This window comes from Streptomyces canus (assembly GCF_041435015.1).
GTDB lineage: Bacteria > Actinomycetota > Actinomycetes > Streptomycetales > Streptomycetaceae > Streptomyces > Streptomyces canus_G.
Map to the genome: position 1 here is coordinate 10,050,512 of NZ_CP107989.1, position 17,876 is coordinate 10,068,387.

At 70.5% G+C, this 17,876-nt stretch carries 10 protein-coding genes; 6 read left to right on the forward strand and 4 right to left on the reverse strand.

Translation table 11 applies throughout. The features are described from left to right. Positions 1-117: 117 nt before the first annotated feature. From OG841_RS45900 to OG841_RS45910, 3 genes are all read right to left on the reverse strand, one after another. Complete coding sequence (locus OG841_RS45900; protein ID WP_328635908.1) at positions 118-1,659, reverse strand: FG-GAP-like repeat-containing protein; 1,542 nt, start codon at positions 1,657-1,659, stop codon at positions 118-120. Between the two features lie 86 nt (positions 1,660-1,745). Then, positions 1,746-2,288: a hypothetical protein gene (locus OG841_RS45905; protein ID WP_328635907.1), complete on the reverse strand. Its 543-nt coding sequence runs from the start codon at positions 2,286-2,288 to the stop codon at positions 1,746-1,748. A 423-nt stretch (positions 2,289-2,711) separates the two neighbouring features. Further along, entirely contained in the window at positions 2,712-6,077 is a 3,366-nt protein-coding gene (locus OG841_RS45910; protein ID WP_328635906.1) for an ALF repeat-containing protein, read from the reverse strand. 546 nt (positions 6,078-6,623) lie between these two features. Here OG841_RS45910 and OG841_RS45915 point away from each other — a divergent pair. The 4 genes from OG841_RS45915 to OG841_RS45930 all read left to right on the forward strand — a co-directional run bounded on the left by OG841_RS45915 (position 6,624) and on the right by OG841_RS45930 (position 12,731). Further along, on the forward strand, positions 6,624-7,106 hold the full coding sequence (locus OG841_RS45915; protein ID WP_371570240.1) for a hypothetical protein: 483 nt from the start codon (positions 6,624-6,626) through the stop codon (positions 7,104-7,106). After that, complete coding sequence (locus OG841_RS45920) at positions 7,103-9,319, forward strand: trypsin-like serine protease (protein ID WP_371570243.1); 2,217 nt, start codon at positions 7,103-7,105, stop codon at positions 9,317-9,319. The genes OG841_RS45915 and OG841_RS45920 overlap by 4 nt, the downstream gene beginning before the upstream one ends. 351 nt (positions 9,320-9,670) lie before the next feature. Then, complete coding sequence (locus tag OG841_RS45925) at positions 9,671-11,653, forward strand: DNA/RNA non-specific endonuclease (protein WP_365122983.1); 1,983 nt, start codon at positions 9,671-9,673, stop codon at positions 11,651-11,653. Between the two features lie 31 nt (positions 11,654-11,684). Next, on the forward strand, positions 11,685-12,731 hold the full coding sequence (locus tag OG841_RS45930; protein ID WP_365122980.1) for a hypothetical protein: 1,047 nt from the start codon (positions 11,685-11,687) through the stop codon (positions 12,729-12,731). 362 nt (positions 12,732-13,093) lie between these two features. Here OG841_RS45930 and OG841_RS45935 read toward each other — a convergent pair whose 3' ends face one another. Beyond that, on the reverse strand, positions 13,094-15,220 hold the full coding sequence (locus OG841_RS45935; protein WP_371571020.1) for an outer membrane protein assembly factor BamB family protein: 2,127 nt from the start codon (positions 15,218-15,220) through the stop codon (positions 13,094-13,096). Positions 15,221-15,436: 216 nt separating this feature from the next. Between OG841_RS45935 and OG841_RS45940 the strand changes: the two genes are divergently transcribed. Together OG841_RS45940 and OG841_RS45945 are read left to right on the forward strand one after the other, a co-directional pair. Then, complete coding sequence (locus OG841_RS45940) at positions 15,437-16,030, forward strand: hypothetical protein (RefSeq protein ID WP_365122975.1); 594 nt, start codon at positions 15,437-15,439, stop codon at positions 16,028-16,030. A gap of 210 nt (positions 16,031-16,240) precedes the next feature. Then, positions 16,241-17,737, forward strand: a complete 1,497-nt coding sequence (locus OG841_RS45945) for a hypothetical protein (protein ID WP_371570247.1) — start codon at positions 16,241-16,243, stop codon at positions 17,735-17,737. Positions 17,738-17,876 lie beyond the last annotated feature (139 nt).

The window sequence follows — 17,876 nt, forward strand, 5'->3', positions numbered from 1 at the left end:
CGAGCGCGCCGGGACGGTTCTCCGAGCGAAGATCACTCGGAGAACTGTCCCGGACTACCGCCGCCTTCGCCGCGCATCTCGGCGTCGTGGCGGCAGGATCGAGATCATCCCCGCCGCTCAGATGATGCGGTAGGGCCCCCAGCCGGTGCCTGCCTGGTAGCGGGTGCCGAGGGTTTCCATGCCGGGCTTTCCGGTGCCGGGGTAGACCCACAGCGTGTTGTCGGACGCCTGACGGGAGAGCACGTCGGTGAGCCCGTCACCGTTGTAGTCCCCGGTGCGGACGGCGTTCTGGGTCTGCCAGCTCCTGCCGACCTGGTAGCGGGTACCGAAGGCACCCCCGCTCGCCTTTCCGGTGCCGGGGTAGACCCACAGCGTGCCGTCGGACGCCTGACGGGACAGCACGTCGGGGCGCCCGTCGTTGTTGAGGTCGCCGGTGGTGATGATGTCCTGGCTCTTCCAGCCGGTGCCGACCTGGTAGCGCGTGCCGAGGGTTTCCATGCCGGGCTTTCCGGTGCCGGGGTAGACCCACAGCGTGCCGTCGGACGCCTGGCGGGTCAGTACGTCGGTGAGACCGTCGGTGTTGAAGTCCCCGGTGCGGGTGACGTCCTGGGTCTGCCAGCTCCTGCCGACCTGGTAGCGGGTGGCGAAGGCTTCCATGCCGGGCTTTCCGGTGCCGGGGTAGACCCACAGCGTGCCGTCCGACGCCTGGCGGGACAGCAGGTCGCCGATGCCGTCGTTGTTGAGGTCTCCGACGGTGACGGCGTTCTGGCTCTGCCAGCTGGTGCCGGCCTGGAAGCGGGGGCCGAAGGTGCTGCCGCTCGCCTTTCCGGTGCCGGGGTAGATCCACAGAACGCCGTCGTCCTTGATGGCCGCGAGGTCGGCCTTGCCGTCATCCGTGAGGTCGTCCGGGTTGCGGGAGATCGCGTACGCGACCCAGTCGCTGATGTCGTCGACCCGGGTGTCGACGGCACCGGTACGAGTCTCGGCGGGATCGTTTCCGAGACATCCGCCCTGCCAGGAACGGGAGTTGACGGCGACGAGTTCCGTGGTGCCGTTGACGGTGCGCAGGGCGGGGCCGCCGGCGTCGCCCTTGCAGACGGTCGCGGTGTCGGAGCCGTTCAGGTCCACTGTCGTGTCCGCGGTGGAGGCGACGGTGAACGTACCGGTGTGGAGCTTGTCGGGTACCCATTCGGTCCTGGTGCGTCCGAATCCGGCCTTCACCAGCTCGTCACCCGCGGCGGCGGGCGTGGTGGCCAGCCGGACCGGCGTGATGCTCGGATCGGTGATCCTGGCGGCGAGTTTGACGAGCACCAGATCCCGGTCGGCATGGGGGACGAGCCGGATGGCCGGCAGGACGCTGCCGCTGGTCTGCGTCAGGTCGGTGCGGCCGACGGTGACGGTGGTGGTGACGGCGGGCCTGCCCGCGGGGGGCTTGCCGTCCGCGGCGAAGCAGGTGGCCGCGGTCAGGACCCACTGCGGGTCGACGAGGGTGCCGGTGCAGGCACTCTGCTCGCCGACGTTGATCTTGGCGACGTAGTTCAACTGCGCCGGGGCGTCCGCTCCGGTGAGCGCGGTGGCGTCGGCGGAGCTCAGGGCGACGGGGGCCGCGACCAGCGCAGCGGCCAACGCGGCGAGACGGGGGCGTCTGGAGAGGTGCATGAACGTGGATTCCTAGTCACGAGGGCTGCGCGTCCTGTGGGGCACCGGACCGCGCAGCGGTGAGCATGGCGGGTGTCGGCCTGGGGCTACTTGGAGGACCTGATCTCCAGGAGTGTGAACTCACGGCCCTGTTCGTCCGTGCTCTCGCCCACCGGGGTCCAGGCGTTCTTGGCGATGTCGTACGTCGTCTCCTCGGTGCCGACCGTCATGTCGACCTCGGTCGTGTAGTCGTTGCCGCGGACGAGGTAGACCGACGGCAACTCCAGGGTCAGCCAGCCCGAGTTGCCCTTGACGTCGAAACACACCTTGCTCTTGTCGCGCGCCTGGACCTCCAACTGACCGGTGCCGCTCGCGCAGTCGGCGAGTGTGATGTGGCCGTCGCCGCGCTTGAGCAGGATGTTCTTCTCGGCCAGGATCTTGTCCGCCTGCGGATAACCGAAGTCCTCCACCGCATAACCGGGGGCGCCCTCCGCGACCAGTGCGGTGGGGCTCGTCTGCTGCGACGCCCCGCCGGGAATGCCCGTGGCCGCCATGATCCAGGCCAGGGCGCCGACCCCGGCCGCACCCAGGGCGCGCAGCGCAAGCCGCCTGCGCCGCGGTTGCGCGGACGTTCTGTTGTATTTCCTCATTGCATCCCCCAAGTTCGTCGCCTACGGCCGGATGCTCATCACCGGGCGTGAATTCGGGTGCACAGGAATGCGATATCGACATCGCTCCGCCGGGTATGCCCCCAACTCCTGTGGAAAGCAGTCCCCGTACCTCTCGCAGCGAGAGGTACCCCCGTCTCGGTAATCGTCATCCGCGTCGCCATATCAACATGAAGTGACACCCAGGTCGAGTGCCTAGAAGCGTGCGTAAAGCGACATTCTTCGTTGATGTTTCGTGATCCGTGCCACACTCCGCAAAGGTTGTGCCGGAGGCTGTGAAGGATCGGTGAATGCCTCTCGACGGCCCGTCAGAAGTTGCAATTTCAATGGAAGTTGGAGAGTGAGGTTCGTTGAGAGCCCGGGGACCGGGCGGCACCTATGTGCGGTGCCGCCCGGTCGCCTGAGTCAGAACATCGAAGAGAGGCCGCTGGTGATCGAGGAGACGAGTTCCTTTCCTTCCTCGGCGACCTCCTTCACCACGGGAGCCACCCTCTTGGCGACGGGAGTGATCCACTTGGACTGGCCGTAGGTGACCAGGCTCAGCGCGGTGCCGGCCGCGGCCCACATGAACTCGCTGCTGGTGAAGCCGTGTTCGATGCCGGTGAACAGGGTGCTCAACGCGCCGGCGCCCATCGCTATGCCGCCGAAGATCGCTGCGGCCGGCACACCGACCACGGCGAACGGGGGGAAGACGAGGCTGGCGACTCCCAGGCCGGCGGAGATGAGTCCCGCGCCGACGCTGACGTAGCTGAAGGCATCGGCCCACCAGCCCGCGTCGGAGTACCACGCGTCGTTGTCGCCGCCGCTGCCGTTCTGGTTGACGTCGTCGTTGGTGTCGCTGTCGGCCGGGTTGTGGCCGTTGTCCCGGTCCTGCTGTGCCTTCTCGGCCGCCTCGCGGGCGGCCTCGCGGGCCTCCGCCTGGCGCTTCTGGACGACGATGGCGCGTGCCTGGTTCGCCGCGGCGGCGGCCGTGGCCGCGTCCCGGCCCGCTTCGAGCGCGGACTGGCGGGCGCCGGCCGCGGACTGCTGGGCGCTGTAGGCGGAGGCCAGGGCCGAACGGGCGGCGTCGATCGCCTTGTTCGCGGAGTAGTTGGCCGACCGGGAGGCGGTCCGCGCTGTCGAGGCGGCGGCCGAGGCCTTGTTCGCGGAGGCCTGTGCGTCGGCGGCCGACTTGTCCGCCGCATCGGCGTTCTGCCGGGCCTGGTCGGAGTACTGGCCGGCCTTCGTGCCCGCGGCGATGGCCTTGTCCGCCCATTCCTGGGCCTCCGCGGCGGCGTTGCGGGCGGTCGCCGCCACCTGCGACGCCAGGGCGGCGGTCTGCTGCGCGGTGTAGGCGGTCTTGGCCGCGGCGGCGATGGCCCCCTGGATCGCGGCGACGTGGGTGGCGGCGTCGTGGTCCAGCTGGGCCGCGGCGTACTGCACGACCTGGACGAAGTTCCGGCGCATCCACGTCGGCCCCTCCAGGGCGACGTCCCCGTATGCCTTGGTGTAGTCGCCGCCGTTCGCCACCGAGGTGGCCGTCTCGACCGCGTCGTCCTCCCGTACGGCGGCGGGGTAGGTGCGGTCGAAGAAGTCCTGCAACGCCTCCGGGGTGTTCTTGTCCAGTGCGTCGTTGGCCGCCTTGGTGACGGCCTTGCCGGGCTTCTGGTCGAGGATGCGGCCGATTTGCACCCGGTTGTCGTCCTGCGAGGCCCGGATCACCCCGGAGGTCAGGAAGTCCCCGATCGCCGTGGCACTGCCGCTGTCCAGCGCGGCCAGTGCCGCCTTGGCGATGGCGGGGTTGGACACCTGGGCGATGTAGAGGACGGTCTCCCGGTCGTCCTGGTTCTGCGCGACGGCCCGGTCGAGGTCGATCCAGGAGAAGACGTCGTCGTCGCTGCCGGACAGCGCGAACTGGGCGGCCTCCCGTGTCCACGCTCCCTTGGCCTCCAGCAGCCCGGTCGCGGCCTTGCGGCCCAGGGTCGAGGCGAGGGACAGGTCGCCGTCTGTGAAGAGGGCCTTCTCGGCCGCGCTGATCAGGTCCTTGAGCGCTTGATCGGTCTGTGCTTCCTGGGCCCGCTTGTTCGCGTACTCGGCCTGCTGCTGGGCCTCGATCTCGGCCAGCAGCCGGGCCTCGTCCAGGCCCTGGAGCCGTTCCTGCTCCAGGCGCGCGAGTTCCGCCTCCCGCGCCGCCTTGGCGACGGCGATGGCATCCGTGACGGCCTGGGTGGCCGTGTCGGCGGCCTTGACTGCCTCGCCGGCGTGGGCGGTGGACTTGTTCGCGAAGTCGATGGCCTTGCCCGCGTTCGCCACGGCCTCGTCGACGGCGGCGGCCGCCTTCTCGGCGTGGGCGGCGGCGGAGTTGGCGGCATCCCGTGCGGTGCTCGCCGCCTTCGCGGCCGTGTTGGCCAGGGCCTGCGCGGTGGAGGCGGCGTTCGTGGCGCGGTTGGCGGCAGCGGAGGCGATGGCGGCCTGGCGCTTGGCCTCGGCGGCCTGCGACTGGGCGACGCCGGACGCGGCCGCTGCCTGAGCGGAGGCGGCAGCCGCGGCCGCGGAGTTGCGAGCTGCGGAGGCGGCGGAGGAACTGGCGCTGACGGACTGCGCGCAGGCGGCCCGCGCGTAGTCGGCGGCCTTGGCCGCGGAACGCGCCTTCGCGGCGGAGTTGCGGGCGGCGACCGCCGCGTCCTTGGCGGCCTGGGTCTTGCTCGCGTCCTTGGAGGCCGCGATAGCCGCGTTGTAGGCCCGGGACGCGGCGCCGCCGGCGGCGGACGCGGCCTGGGAGGCGGCGGTGGCCGCCCAGGAGGCGCGACGGGAGGCGTTCACGGCCGCGTTGGAGGCGTTGATGGCGATCCGGGCGGCGTTCGCGGCCCCCGAGGCCGCACTGGCCGCCTTGCGGGCCGCGGCCGCGGACTTCTGTACGTCCTCCTTGGCGGCCTCAGCCTCGGCCGCGGCCTTCTCCGCCGCCTTCTTCGCCTCGGCCGCGGCGGCCTGGGCCCGCTCGGACGCCTCGACGGCCAGGTCGGTCTCGGCCTGGGCACGCTTGCCCTCCCGGTCGACGACCGCGACGAGTTCCTCGATGGTCGCCGACTCCTGGTCGCGCGCGCGGGCGATGTGCTGGCCGGTGTCGAGGAACCACTGGATGTCCGTGGCGGAGCCGTTCAGGGCGCGGTTGGCGTACTTCTGCACCTCCGGCCCGGTGTTGACCAGCATGGCGGAGACCTGGAGCTTCGAGTCCTCCAGGCGGGCGGTGTACTGGCCCTCCGTCAGGAAGGCCTCCAGCGCCGAGCGCGTGCCCGTGTCCAGAGCGGCGGACGCCTTGCGCTGGACCGCCTTTCCGCCGGTGGCCGACAGGATGGCGGTCGCCACCCGGAGGTCTTCCAGGAGCGCCGAATCGTAACCGTCCTCGAGGAAGGCCGCGATGGCGCTGTCGCCGTTGTCGAGAGCGGCGACGGCCTCACGGCGCAGGCCCTTTCCGGAGCGGGCGAGGCAGCTGGCGATCGCGACGCGGTTGTCCTCCGTCGTCACCGTCGGCAGGGTTTGGCCGAGGAAGACCTGGATGTCGGCATCGGTGCCGAAGAGTGCGTCGGCCGCCGCCGCCTTGGTGGCCCTGCCACCGGTCATCCAGGCCTTGACCACCTTGGCCCGGTCGGTGTTCGGCAGGGTGAGCGGATCGGGCGTCGCCGTCTCGGCAGCGCGGGCCACGGGGGTCCACGCCAGGGGTGCGGCGGCGACGGCTGTGACGGTGGCGAGCGAGCCGAGAAGCCGTCTGCGACTCCAGAAAATCGTCTGCATAGAAAGTTGTCCTCGTGGTTTCTGCCGGCGAGGCAGATCGGCGATCACTGACACGGCAGGCTTCCCCCGCATGGCCGGGCAGTCATGTGTGGCACCGGTGAGGCGTATGCGTTGCCTGCGCAATGACGTGACCATACCAACGCAGGCGCACCGGGCAATCAATTTGGCGCCGTGAATTAAATCCATCTCGCGTGAAAGGTGCCCCAGCTTCGTTACCGCTTCTTTATAAGGGTCGGTACAACCCTTCCGGGAGTGTGGCGAGGGTCACAGGGGACCATCAACTGTCGTCCGTTTTATGGCCGTTGGCGGAGTGGACAAGCCGGGAGAAGCGAGGTGGCATGTGGGAGGCAAAGCGACCCCCGGGGCCCGGGGTGAGCTCTTTGTGCGGGGGAAAAGCGATTCCTTCACGCCTGCCCTGAACCACGTTACGGATTTCTTTTAATAAGCAACGAGTTGAGGAAAGTGATGAAGTCGCGCACCACATTTGCCGTGAAGCCGCGCCCCTTTGCGGCGCAGACACGGCGCGGAAGATTTCTGGCCCGCGCCGTGGGCGCGGCAACCGTCGGCGCCCTGGCATGGACCGGCCTGGCGGCCGGGCTGCCCGGAGGATCCCACGCCGAGGCCGGCACTGCCACGACCGTCGCGGACAGCGCTCCCGGTTATGCGGTGGAGGACTTCGGTTATCCGCAGGCGGACAAGATCCTGGCCGAGAAGAACATCCTGCTCAAGCGCGGCGACGGCCACATCACACTCGCCGACTGCGCGAGCGGCACCGGTCAGTTGGAGGTCCAGGCGCGCGACAAGAGCAAGGTGTGTTTCGACGTCAAGGGCAACTCGGGCTGGCTGACCCTGGAGTTGCCGTCGGTCTACCTCGTCCGCGGCAACGACTACACGACCGAGGTCGACATGACGGTCGGCACCGAGGAGACGACGTACGACATCGCCAAGAACGCCTGGACCCCGGTGGGCGAGAGCACGGACGAACAGGGCCGTGAGTTCACGCTCCTGGAGATCAGGAGCACCAAGTGACCCGACGGATCAGCCCCCTTCGCCGCCTCGCGCCGACCGCGGCCCTGTGCGCGGGTGCCGTGGTGCTGGCCGGCGTTCCCGCCGCCGCCGTGACCGGTCCCGAGGTCGCCGCCGCCGACACCACCTACGCCTACACCGCCCAGATCACCGTCGGCGACCACGACCGCGGCTGCTCCGGGGTCCTCGTGGACGCCGAGTGGCTGCTGACCGCGGCCAGTTGCTTCGCCGCCGACCCGGCCACCAGCCTGAGCGTGCCTTCCGGCAAGCCGGCCACCAGGACCACCGCGGTCATCGGCCGCTCCGACCTGACCGGTACCGCCGGCGCCGCCCGCCAGATCGTCCAACTGGTCCCGCGCACCGACCGCGACGTCGTTCTGGCCCGCCTGAACCGCCCGGTCACGAACGTCGCCCCGCCGGCCCTGGCCACCGCCGCGCCCGCCGCCGGCGAGACCCTCACCCTCGCCGGCTACGGCCGCACCGCGAGCGAATGGGCACCGCTGAAGCTCCACACCGGCGCCTTCTCGGTGAACTCGTCCACCGCCACCACCGTCACCGTCACCGGCAAGGACGGCGTGGCCGCCTGCATGGGTGACACCGGCGGACCCGTCGTCCGCGTCAGCGGCGGCACCGCCCAACTGGCCGCGCTCGCCAGCCAGTCGTACCAGGGCGGCTGCTACGGCATCGACTCGACCGTGACCAGCACTGGCGGGATCGCCGCCCGCGTGGACGACCTCGCCTCCTGGGTCAGCTCCACCACCGGCGCCGTCCGCGCCACCGACTTCAACTGCGACGGCGTCGAGGACACCGCTGTATCCGACCCCCAGGCCACCGTCGACGGCGCCGCCAAGGCCGGCCTGGTGCGGATCGTCTACGGCGGCGGCAAGGGCACCGCCGAGATCAACCAGGACCTCGACTGGGTCTCCGGAGCCGCCGAGGCCGGTGATGGATTCGGCCAGGCCATCGCCACCGTCGACTACGACGAGGACGGCTGCACCGACCTGGTCGTGGGCACCCCGGCCGAGGACATCGGCACCGTGGCCGACGCGGGCATGGTCGACATCCTGCACGGCGCGACCGGCGGCCTCGGTACCGGCACCGCCAAGGACAGCCACCTCGAACAGGGCGCGGGCACCGGCTCGTTGGCGGCTTCCGTCAGCGAGACCGGCGACCGCCTGGGCCACGCCCTGGCCGCCGGCACCACCGCGTCCGGAGAGCCGTTCGTCGTGATGGGCGTGCCCGGCGAGGCCCTCGGCTCCATCGCCAAGGCCGGCAGCGCGATCTACCTGCACGGCACCACCAACATCGCGATCAACCAGGAGGCCACGGGGGTCTCCGGCGCGGCCGAGGCGAACGACGGCTTCGGCACGAGCGTCGCCGCCGACGCCAACTACCTCGCGATCGGCGCACCCGGTGACGCCATCGGCTCGGACGCGAACGCCGGAAACCTGGCCGTCTTCTCCCACACCCTGAACTCCGAGAACCGCCCCACCCCGAGGTTCGGCCTGGACCAGGACCTCGACACGGTCTCCGGTGGCGCCGAGGCCGGTGACCTCTTCGGGCAGTCCCTGGCCCTGGTCCCGTACCGCCCCTCGGGTGCCGCTGCCGCCACGGAGTCGATCCTCGCGGTCGGCGCACCTGGCGAGGGGCTCGACGTCGACGGCGTGGACAAGGCGGAGGCCGGCCTGGTGCAGACCTTCCGGATCACCGCTGCCGGCACCTACACCCAGCTCCAGGGCTACGACTCGGGCACCGCCGACGACGACGTCTCCGGCACCGCGGAGGCCGGCGACCACTTCGGCCAGACTCTCGCCGCGGTCAATACGACACCGCGCGCGGTGAGCACCACGGCGACGATGAAGCTCGCCGTCGGCATCCCGGACGAGGCCATCGGCACCACCGCGAGCGCGGGCGCCGTGGAGACCTTCTCGCTGCTGGGCACTCCCGGCGCCAACGACCGCTGGCTGGAGGCCGGCGACGGGGACGGCATCCCCACCGCCCCGGGCGCGAACCAGAAGCTCGGCAGCAGCCTCCACTACACCGGCACCCGCCTGTACGTCGGTCTGCCCTACGGGCCGTCCACGTACGGCACCCTGTACGCCCTGCCGCTGTCCAACGTGACCGCAGGCGGCGCCGTCGCCGCGGTGACCACGTACCAGCCCGGAGCCGGTGGCCTCCCCGCCGCCGGAACGGACTTCGGCTACGCCGCACGGTGACCCATGGCCCCCTGGTCCGGCCAAGGCCGGTTCCCAGGGGGCTCATCCGGCGTCGAGCGCCGACGAATCCACCGAGCTTCGCTGCCGACGGTGTCGCACGGTATCCGCGCAGGCAGGAGGAGGACCGCCCCTGCCGGGACTTCGGCGTCCGCAGCGGCCCGACCACCGACGACTTGGACGCACCGGCGGCATCAATCGGCGCGGCCCGTCGGCGACGTGGACCGGTCCCGAAAGCCGACGCCGCCCGGGTGCCCCGCCACCCAGTGCGGACCTGACGCTCCACCTCCCCGAGAGCCGGGCAGCGTCCGCGGTCCACGGCACCGCCGTGCCGTTCCCGCCAAGAAAAGGGGTATGACGATCATGCACGCGATACGACCTGAACGGCCCGGACGAAGACGAGCCCGGTCGGCCCTGTTGGCCCTCCTGACCGCGGTGACGCTGGGCCTGTCCACCGGTGTGAGCTCCGCCCAGCAAGGGGAGGGAGAACAGGTGCGACAGGTGGGCAGGCCCACGTCGGCGGAGGCGCCGGCGACCGCCCCGCTCACCAGGACCAGCGCCTTTCCCGCGGAACCCGGGGAGCACTGCCGGCCCACCCGTGCGGGCTCGAAGGAGCGCCGGGCGGGCGCCACCGAGGCATGTGTGAGCACGAGCCCGGCCCCGGTCAAGCACTCGGCGACACAGCAGCAGCGTCTCACCGCGCTCGCGGCCGCCGACTCCGGCAGCTGCGACATCACCACCCCCGGCAGCTACTCCTACAAGCGCTTCGCGTACTGCGTGAGCGGGGTGAGCGTCGTCTACATCCTGCGTGACAGCAACGGCAAGGACATCGGACGGGGCACCCTGGCGGTGTCGACCAGTGCGACCCTGCCCGCCAAGGGCACCAAGTGGGACGAGCAGGTCACGGTGACGATGACCGCCGCGAGCGGCAGCGTCACCGCCCTCAACGCCAAGTTCAGGGCCTCCTGCGGAACCGGCTGCACGGCGACGAAGACCGCCCCCTGGTACGGCGGTGACCTGACCCTGGGCCAGTCCCTCAGCGGCACCGTCGCCTACTCCTCGGCCCCGGCCCCGGGCACCGACGTACAGTTCACCACCTCGTACAAGCTGTACGTGACGTCCCCGGGCGCCACGGCCGTCGACCCGAACGCCTCATGGGACAACCCCCGCAAGATCCGCTGCGACGACGCGGTCCGGGACGTCACTGCCACGAGCACGGCGTCACCAGGTTGCGTCATCCCCTCTGTCATGGCCGTCGTGCCGATGAGCGCGCAGGGCTCGGACCCCGGTGGCGCGGTGGCCGCCTACCAGTGGGCGCAGCAGAACCTCGCGGACGGCTGGGGGCAGAGCAAGCCGCTGACCAGGGAGAAGAGCGGGACAGCCGACCGTACGGCGCGCACCTGCGGAAGCGCGGGCACCGAGCCCTTCGAGGCCAACACGGACCTCGTCGACACCGACACCTGTGGCGAGTTCCCCTTCGCGGAGGTCAAGGAGGGAGGAATCGACGGCGGTGAGTGCGTCGAGGTGATCCCGAATGCCAGCAGCGGCGCATGGGATACCTACGTCCTCGGCGACAGCCGGGACATGGATCCCGCCGCGCCCTGTGTGCGCGCCCATGTCCCGGCCGCCGACAAGCAGTTCGCCGACGGGAAGCTCACCGAGGGCTTCGAGAACCAGCGGGTGATCGACGCCGACCAGTTCAAGGTGGCCTTCACGACGCCGGCCGACGTCCCGCAGGCCCCTTGCCTGGCGAACCTGCCGACCGGTGCGCTTCCTTCCGGCACCGGGTGGATCAAGAACACCACCGAAGCGGTCGCCCACGTCAACAAGACCACCACCCCGCTCGGCTCGCCCGGCACCCGGCCGACGACGGCGCAGGCCTGCCTGGGGAAGACGCTCGGCAAGGGCAAGGAGGCCTCGGGGGACATCACCGGCTGGCAGGACGCTCAGCTGTTCGCCCAGGCGAACCCGCCCGTCGTCGCACAGGCCCGGTGCCACCTGATCGCGAACATCCTCGGCGGACCGGGCAGGATCCGGGACGGCGGGCAGAACAACCTCGTCCCGTGCTGGCAGGTGGGGATGAACACCGGTACCCCGAGCATGCGGACCTACGAGTTCGAGGCTCAACGGACCGTGGCGCTGGACTCCTTCGGGCCGAACGACGCGATCTTCTACCAGGTCACGCCCGTCTTCCGGGACGAGACCAGCACCATTCCGGTGGGTGTCACGATGAGCGCTAACATCCAACGGGCGAACGGCACGACGGAGCAGCTGTTCCCCAACGTCTTCGTCCCCAACACCCAGGCGGACACTGGGTTGCTCAACCTCGGAAACTGATCTCAGCCAGTACGTGCCTACGGGAGCCAGTATGAGTCGCACCACCCCGCCGCGGCCGTTCGACATCGCCGCGCTCTTTCCTCAACTGGCTCCCCTGGCACGCACGGCGACTCGGCTGCATCCCCTTCCCGGGTCTCCGTCACCGCACGACAGCTCCGTCGGCGGACCGTTGCTGTGGCCCGCCGACGAGCCGTGGCCGCAGTGCGAGGGCCCGCACAAGTGGGACGGGGTGAACGCGGCCCTCTCACCGCAGGACGTACGGCAGTGGCGTCGCAACCGGGCGGAGTCGGAAAGCCGACGGCGCCGCGAGCCCGAGGGGCCCTGGGCCACGCCCGAGGAACTGGCGACGGAGGAGCGGCTCATGGCCGGCCGTCCTTGGCCTGAGGGCCCGATCGCCATGCTGCCCGTCGCACAGCTCTCCGCACGCGACATCCCGCTGCTGCGCCCGCCCGGCGGGTCCGAAGCCGATCTGCTCCAGGTCCTCTGGTGCCCCTTCGACCACCCGGCCCACCCCAGGACCGCACTGTTCTGGCGGTCCGCCGCCGAGGTCACCGACGTACTCGACACACCACCCGAGCCGCCCGCGGTCCAGTTCCCCGGCTATGTGCCGGAGCCGTGCCTGTGCACGCCGGAGCAGGTCACCGAATACCCCAGCTATCTGGAGCTGGACAAGGAGCTGCAGGAGCAACTGGCCGACTGGAGCAGGTGGCAGGCGGCCGGTCCCGCACTGGACACTTCCTACGAGGTCGCCCCCGAGGAGCTCTACATGGACATGCTGTCCGTCTCCCCGGGCTGGAAGACCGGTGGCTGGAGCCGCTGGGGCCTCACCGACCCCATGCCCCGGCTCTGCCCGGCATGCGGCACGGGGATGGACCCGCTGCTGACGATCGCCTCGACCGAATGGAACGACGGCACCGAGAGCTGGGCCCCCGAAGAGGAGCAGACCGACCCCACGCCGCTCCTCCCCGGAACCCCGCCGGCGAACTTCACCATGCTCGACCTCGCCCGAGGCTACGACCTGCAACTCCACGTGTGCCCGGCATCCGCGGACCACCCGCACATCGAACTGATCCAGTAACCGGGTCTGACGCGGAGCCAACCGCAGCCGGAAGCCCTCTCGTGCGGACGCTTGGTGTTGCCGGCCGTCCAGCGAAGCCATGGCAGCGCTCTCCTCGGCGTCGTACCTCGACATCCCACACCGACCCGCGCGCCGTCGCGGCGCGGTTCCGCTGCGCGTCCCGTCCAGAGTCACCGAGGCGCCGCGTCGAAACACGTCCGCGAAGCCAGCAGGCAGCCCGACGCATCACGCGTCCCGAGCCGTGCGCAGGAACAGCGGTCGAAACCCTCGTCGCGTCAGCTGGGCGGGACCGCAGCGCTGATCCTTGGCTTCCCACGGTCCACCCCGCCACGTGGCGCACGCGGGTTCCCTGGGCGCGGGCGTCAGGTGTGAACCGCGTACAGGAAGTTGTCCTGGCTGCTGACGTACACAGTTCCGTCCGCCACCACGGGCGACGAATTCACCTTTCCGCGTGTGTGCAGCCGCCAATGTTCCTCGCCCGTGGCCGCGTTGACGGCCCAGAGCGACATGTCCTCGCTGCCGATGTACACGGTCCCTTCCGCCACCGTCGGCGACGATTGATGAGCGGCTCCGGTCTCCTGCTTCCAGCGTTCCTTCCCGGTGGCCGCGTCGACGGCCCACAGGTACCAGCCGTTGCTGCCCATGTACACGGTCCCGTCGACGACCGCCGGCGTGGACCATGTGTCCCTGCCGTAGGACCGCTGCCACCGCCTTCCGCCGGTGGCGGCGTCCACCGCGATCAGACCGCGGTCGCCCCCGACGTAGAGGGTGCCGTCGGCCACTACCGGTGCGGTGTAAGGCGGAGAGTAGGTTTTCACCCCCCACAGCCTGTTTCCCGTGGCGGCGTCCACCGCCCACAGGGAATCGCCGGGGAAGCTGACGTAGACCCGGCCGTCGGCCACCGTGGGGGAGGTGAACCGGCGGTAGGACCGTGGCCGGCGCGGCCGAAGCCTCTGCTTCCACCGCCTGCGGCCCGTGGCCGCGTCCACGGCCCAGACGCATCCGTTCCGGCCGGCTGTGTACACCGTGCCGTCGGCCACCGCCGGTCGGGTATCTCCCACATAGTCGGTCGCACGCTTCCACCGCACATGGCCGGTGGCCGCGTCCACGGCCCACAGGTGCCTCCCGTTGCCGACGTACAGCGTGCCGTCGGCAAGCACCGGTGATGAGTCGAACAGGTGGGCGGACGTCAGTTTCCACCGTTCCTGGCCCGTGGCGGCGTCCAGTGCCAGCAAGCCGCGGTAGGTGCTCAGGTACACGACGTCGTCGGCGACAGTCGGCGAGAAACGTCCCGCACCGCTGATCCGCACCCGCCAGCGCACTGTGCCGGCGATCGGGGCCGGGGCTGCCGGAACTGATCCTCGACGTATGCCGGTTCGCAGCGCGGGGGCCAAGGCAGCGCGGCGGTCCTCGGCAGCTGCTTCGCCCGGCCGGTGAGCCCGTACGGCGTAGAGGTGCTCGTCGAGACTGTCGATGTACACCGTGTCACCCCTCACCAAGGGCGTGGAGTGCACCGGCCCTGCGGTCCTGACCTTCCACCGTGCCTGGCCCGTGGCCGCGTCCACCGCCCACAGGCGCCCGTCAGCGCTGCCTGCGTACACCGTGCCGTCGGCGACAGCCGGCGTCGCGTGGATCTCACCGCGGGCCTTCAGCCGCCACCTTTCCCGACCCGATTCGGCGTCCACCGCCACCAGGTACCAGCCGCTGACACCGGCGACCACGATGCCCTCGGCCACCGCGGGCGTCGCCCACACCGTCCCTCCCGGGGACAACCGCCAGCGTTCCTCGCCCGTCGCCGCGTCCATCACGACCAGGCCCTCACGGTTGCCCACATACACGCTTCCGCCGGCCACCGTCGGCGTCTGCTGAACGCCCCAGCGGGGAACGACATCCCATCGCCTGTCTCCGGTGGTGCTGTCCAGCGCCAGCAGGTGCCCGCCCTCGGCCGCGTACAGAACACCGTCGGCCACCATGGGCGGTGGATTCAGGAATGTGCGATGGTCCGCCACCCCGACGTCCCACACCGGCCGGCCGGTGAGCCCGTCCAGCGCCCACATCCGGCTGTCGTGTGCGGCGTACACGATGTGGCCGGCCGCCGCCGGCGTCGACATGTTCGTCTTCATCCTGGTCTTCGACCGGCGCGCTCTCCACTTCCAGCGCACCTCGCCGGTCGTGGCGTCCACCGCCGTCAAGTAGCCGGTCATGTCGGCGAAGTACACAACGCCGGTGCCGGCCACCGGCGATGACTCGATCGTGGAGTCGTTGCGCAGTGTCCAACGCCGCTCTCCGGTGCTCGCGTCGATCGCTGCCAGAGCGCTGAGGTCGTCGAGGACGTAGACGGCGCCGTCGGCCATCGCCGGCCTCCGGTAGAGGACGCCCCCGCCAGGCACCCTCCACAACGTTCTGTCGCTGACGTCGACACCGGCCACCGCTTTCCCCCTCCCCGCGCGCGGTACGCCTTTCGCGGCCGCCCGGCGCCCCGCGGCCACCTCACCGTGCAAGACGACAACGCTCCGAACCCTGACATCTCGCGTTTGCGGAGCGCATCCGTGAAACCACGTAGCCTCACAGCCCTTGGCCGCGTGACTCCGTCCTTCCTTGGCGGGTTCAGCGCGATCGAGCGGACAGTCTTGGTGAAGCAGTTACGTGGTTTCACGGATGGTTCGCGGCCGCGTGGCCGGGACACTGATCACACGGGGCTTGTCGTGGGGCGGGAGCGATCGGGGGATGTCGTGCGGGAACTGGACCATGCGTGGGGGAGCGCGGCCGCGCGCGGCTTCGGCCACTACGAGGGGTTCGCATGCCCCGAGAAGTCGCCCGATGGACCCTCATGGGTGTTCTTCCTGCCCTTGGCCGCGGGGTTCGGGTTCTTTGCTTTCCGTCTCCTGCACGGCCTTGACGAGGGTTACCGGTGGCTCCGGTTCTCGGGCGCCGTCCTCTGCCTGATGATGGCCGCCGGAGGCGTAGTGATCGTGTTTCTGCCCCTGTACCTTCGGCGGCCGGGCGGCCCGGCGCCTCGGCTCTACTGTTTCGAGGACGGTGTCGTGGTGGCTACCCGCCGCACACTGCGGCCCTTGGGCTGGCACGAGGTCTCCGTCGACAGCGTGGAGTGGTGGGGGCACGAGGACCAGGGAACACGTATCACCGTGAAGGGACCTGACGGCAGCGTCCTCGCCCTGTTCCCCCGGAAGGAGATCTACGCCAACGGGGCCTGGCGGATCGAAAGCCTCCACAAGGCCGCCGTCGCGGGGGGTGCCGCGGACGGCGGCCCAGACCACCACGACCACAGCCCGGACTGACTGACGGCGAGAACTGACGGTATGTCATACGGCCTGTCCAGAAGGGGGCGCACGCCTTCGTTTGCAGGCGCACTGCCCGGGACCGGCTTCACCAAGGGAGCACCAGGCATGCCAGAAGGGCTGGCCCAGTGGGGGCATGAGCTTTTTCGGACTCGGGAACGGGAGCTGCGTCGCGGCCTTGCACCGGAAAACCACACCGGAAGAGACGTCGTGCAAAGGGGGTTCGAGCCCTGTCTGCTGACCCTTTTCCGGTTGTCGGTGGGCAGGGACCCGGGCACCGGTCTCGTCGACGGGTGGGTTCCGAAAGCACTCGCCCGCACCGGCCACCTCGCCCGCGCGGCTGAGCTGGCGTACACGGTCAGCGACGAGCTCGAACAGGGCGATGAACTCCTGGAGCTGGTGAAGGCCGCGGCCGGCGCGGCAGACCTGTGCGGCGCCCAGGCGCTGGCCGAGTCGATTCCCTTGCGGCAGCTGCGAGACCAGGCACTGGTCGCCCTCGTGCCTCAATGGGCCCGTGCCGGTGAGCGTGACGAGGCGGTCGCTCTGGTGGAAAGGATCCGCTACCCGCACAACTGGGGGAGGGCCTGGGCCATGCTGGCGAAGGCGGCAGCGGACAACGGTGACACCGATGAGGCGCTCAGGTTCGCCGCTCGCGCCGAGGCCGAGCTGAGTGCCTTCGCCGTCGCCGGAAGGGAACAGGTGCTCGCCCTCCTCGCGGAGGTGACCGTCGCCATCGGCGACCACGACCGGGCCGTAGCGCTCGCCGACCGCGTGGAGGACATCACCCGGTCCCGCCACACGACAGGGTGGTCCCAACCCAGGCCCTTGGCGATGGTGTTGGCCCGCGAGGCGGCCGGAGGAGACCTGGCCCGGCTCGACGCCTTCCTGCGCCCCCCACCCGGACTTGCCGCCGGCGACGCGGACACGGAAGGAGAGTGGCCGCACGGCGAAACCACGGACAAGGACATGGCCCGGGAAGAAGAAGACGTGGACGAGGTCGGCGCTCGGCTGTCCTCCCCCGGATCACCGCTCAACGCCTGGGACTTGGCATGCGTGTTGGACGCGGTGGCCGAAACCGCCGACCACGACGTGGCCCTCGCCCTGGCCGACCGGGCCGAGACACTGCTCGGCACCGGCGCCGGCCTTGATCACGACATTTTGCTGAGGTCCGTGACCCTCCTGCTGGCCCGGCACGGGCACGTCGAGCGGGCGATGGCCCTCGCCGACCGGCTCGACCCCGATCTGCGCGTGGGGCGGCAGGCGGAGATCGTCGGAGAGCTGGCCCGCTACAGCGACACGGATGTGGCCGAGGCTCTCGCCCACTCGATCAACGACCGTGGGGCACAAGCCAGGGCGCTGATCGAAGTAGCCCGGGAGCTGGCCAGGCACAGCGATCCGGGCCGGGCCGAAGCCCTCGCCCACCGGATCGACGACCGCTGGGCACAGGGCGAGGCACTGGTCGCGGTCGTCCGGGAGCTGGCCCGGCAGGGCGATCCGGGCCGCGCCGAGGCCCTCGCCCACACAATCGCCTACCGTGCGACACGAGCCCGAGCACTGGCCGCGCTCGCGGAGCTCTCCGAGTCGTCCCACGCCCGCAGGCTTGCTGCACAGGTCGTGGTTCTCGACGGCTGGGCCACCGTCCTGCCGGTTTTGGAGCGGGTCGTGCCCGGTTCGGTGGCAGTTGTCGCCGATCAGTTGATGAGCTGATCGACGGGCGAGATACGACACCGTGCCGGACCGCACGTCACTTCGTTCTGCCGGGCCGCGGCATCTCCCCGCGCGCACAGGTGGTTCGCTGGGAGCAAGGGGTTGCCAGACACCGTGTCCCTTGTGTGTCACCGCTGAT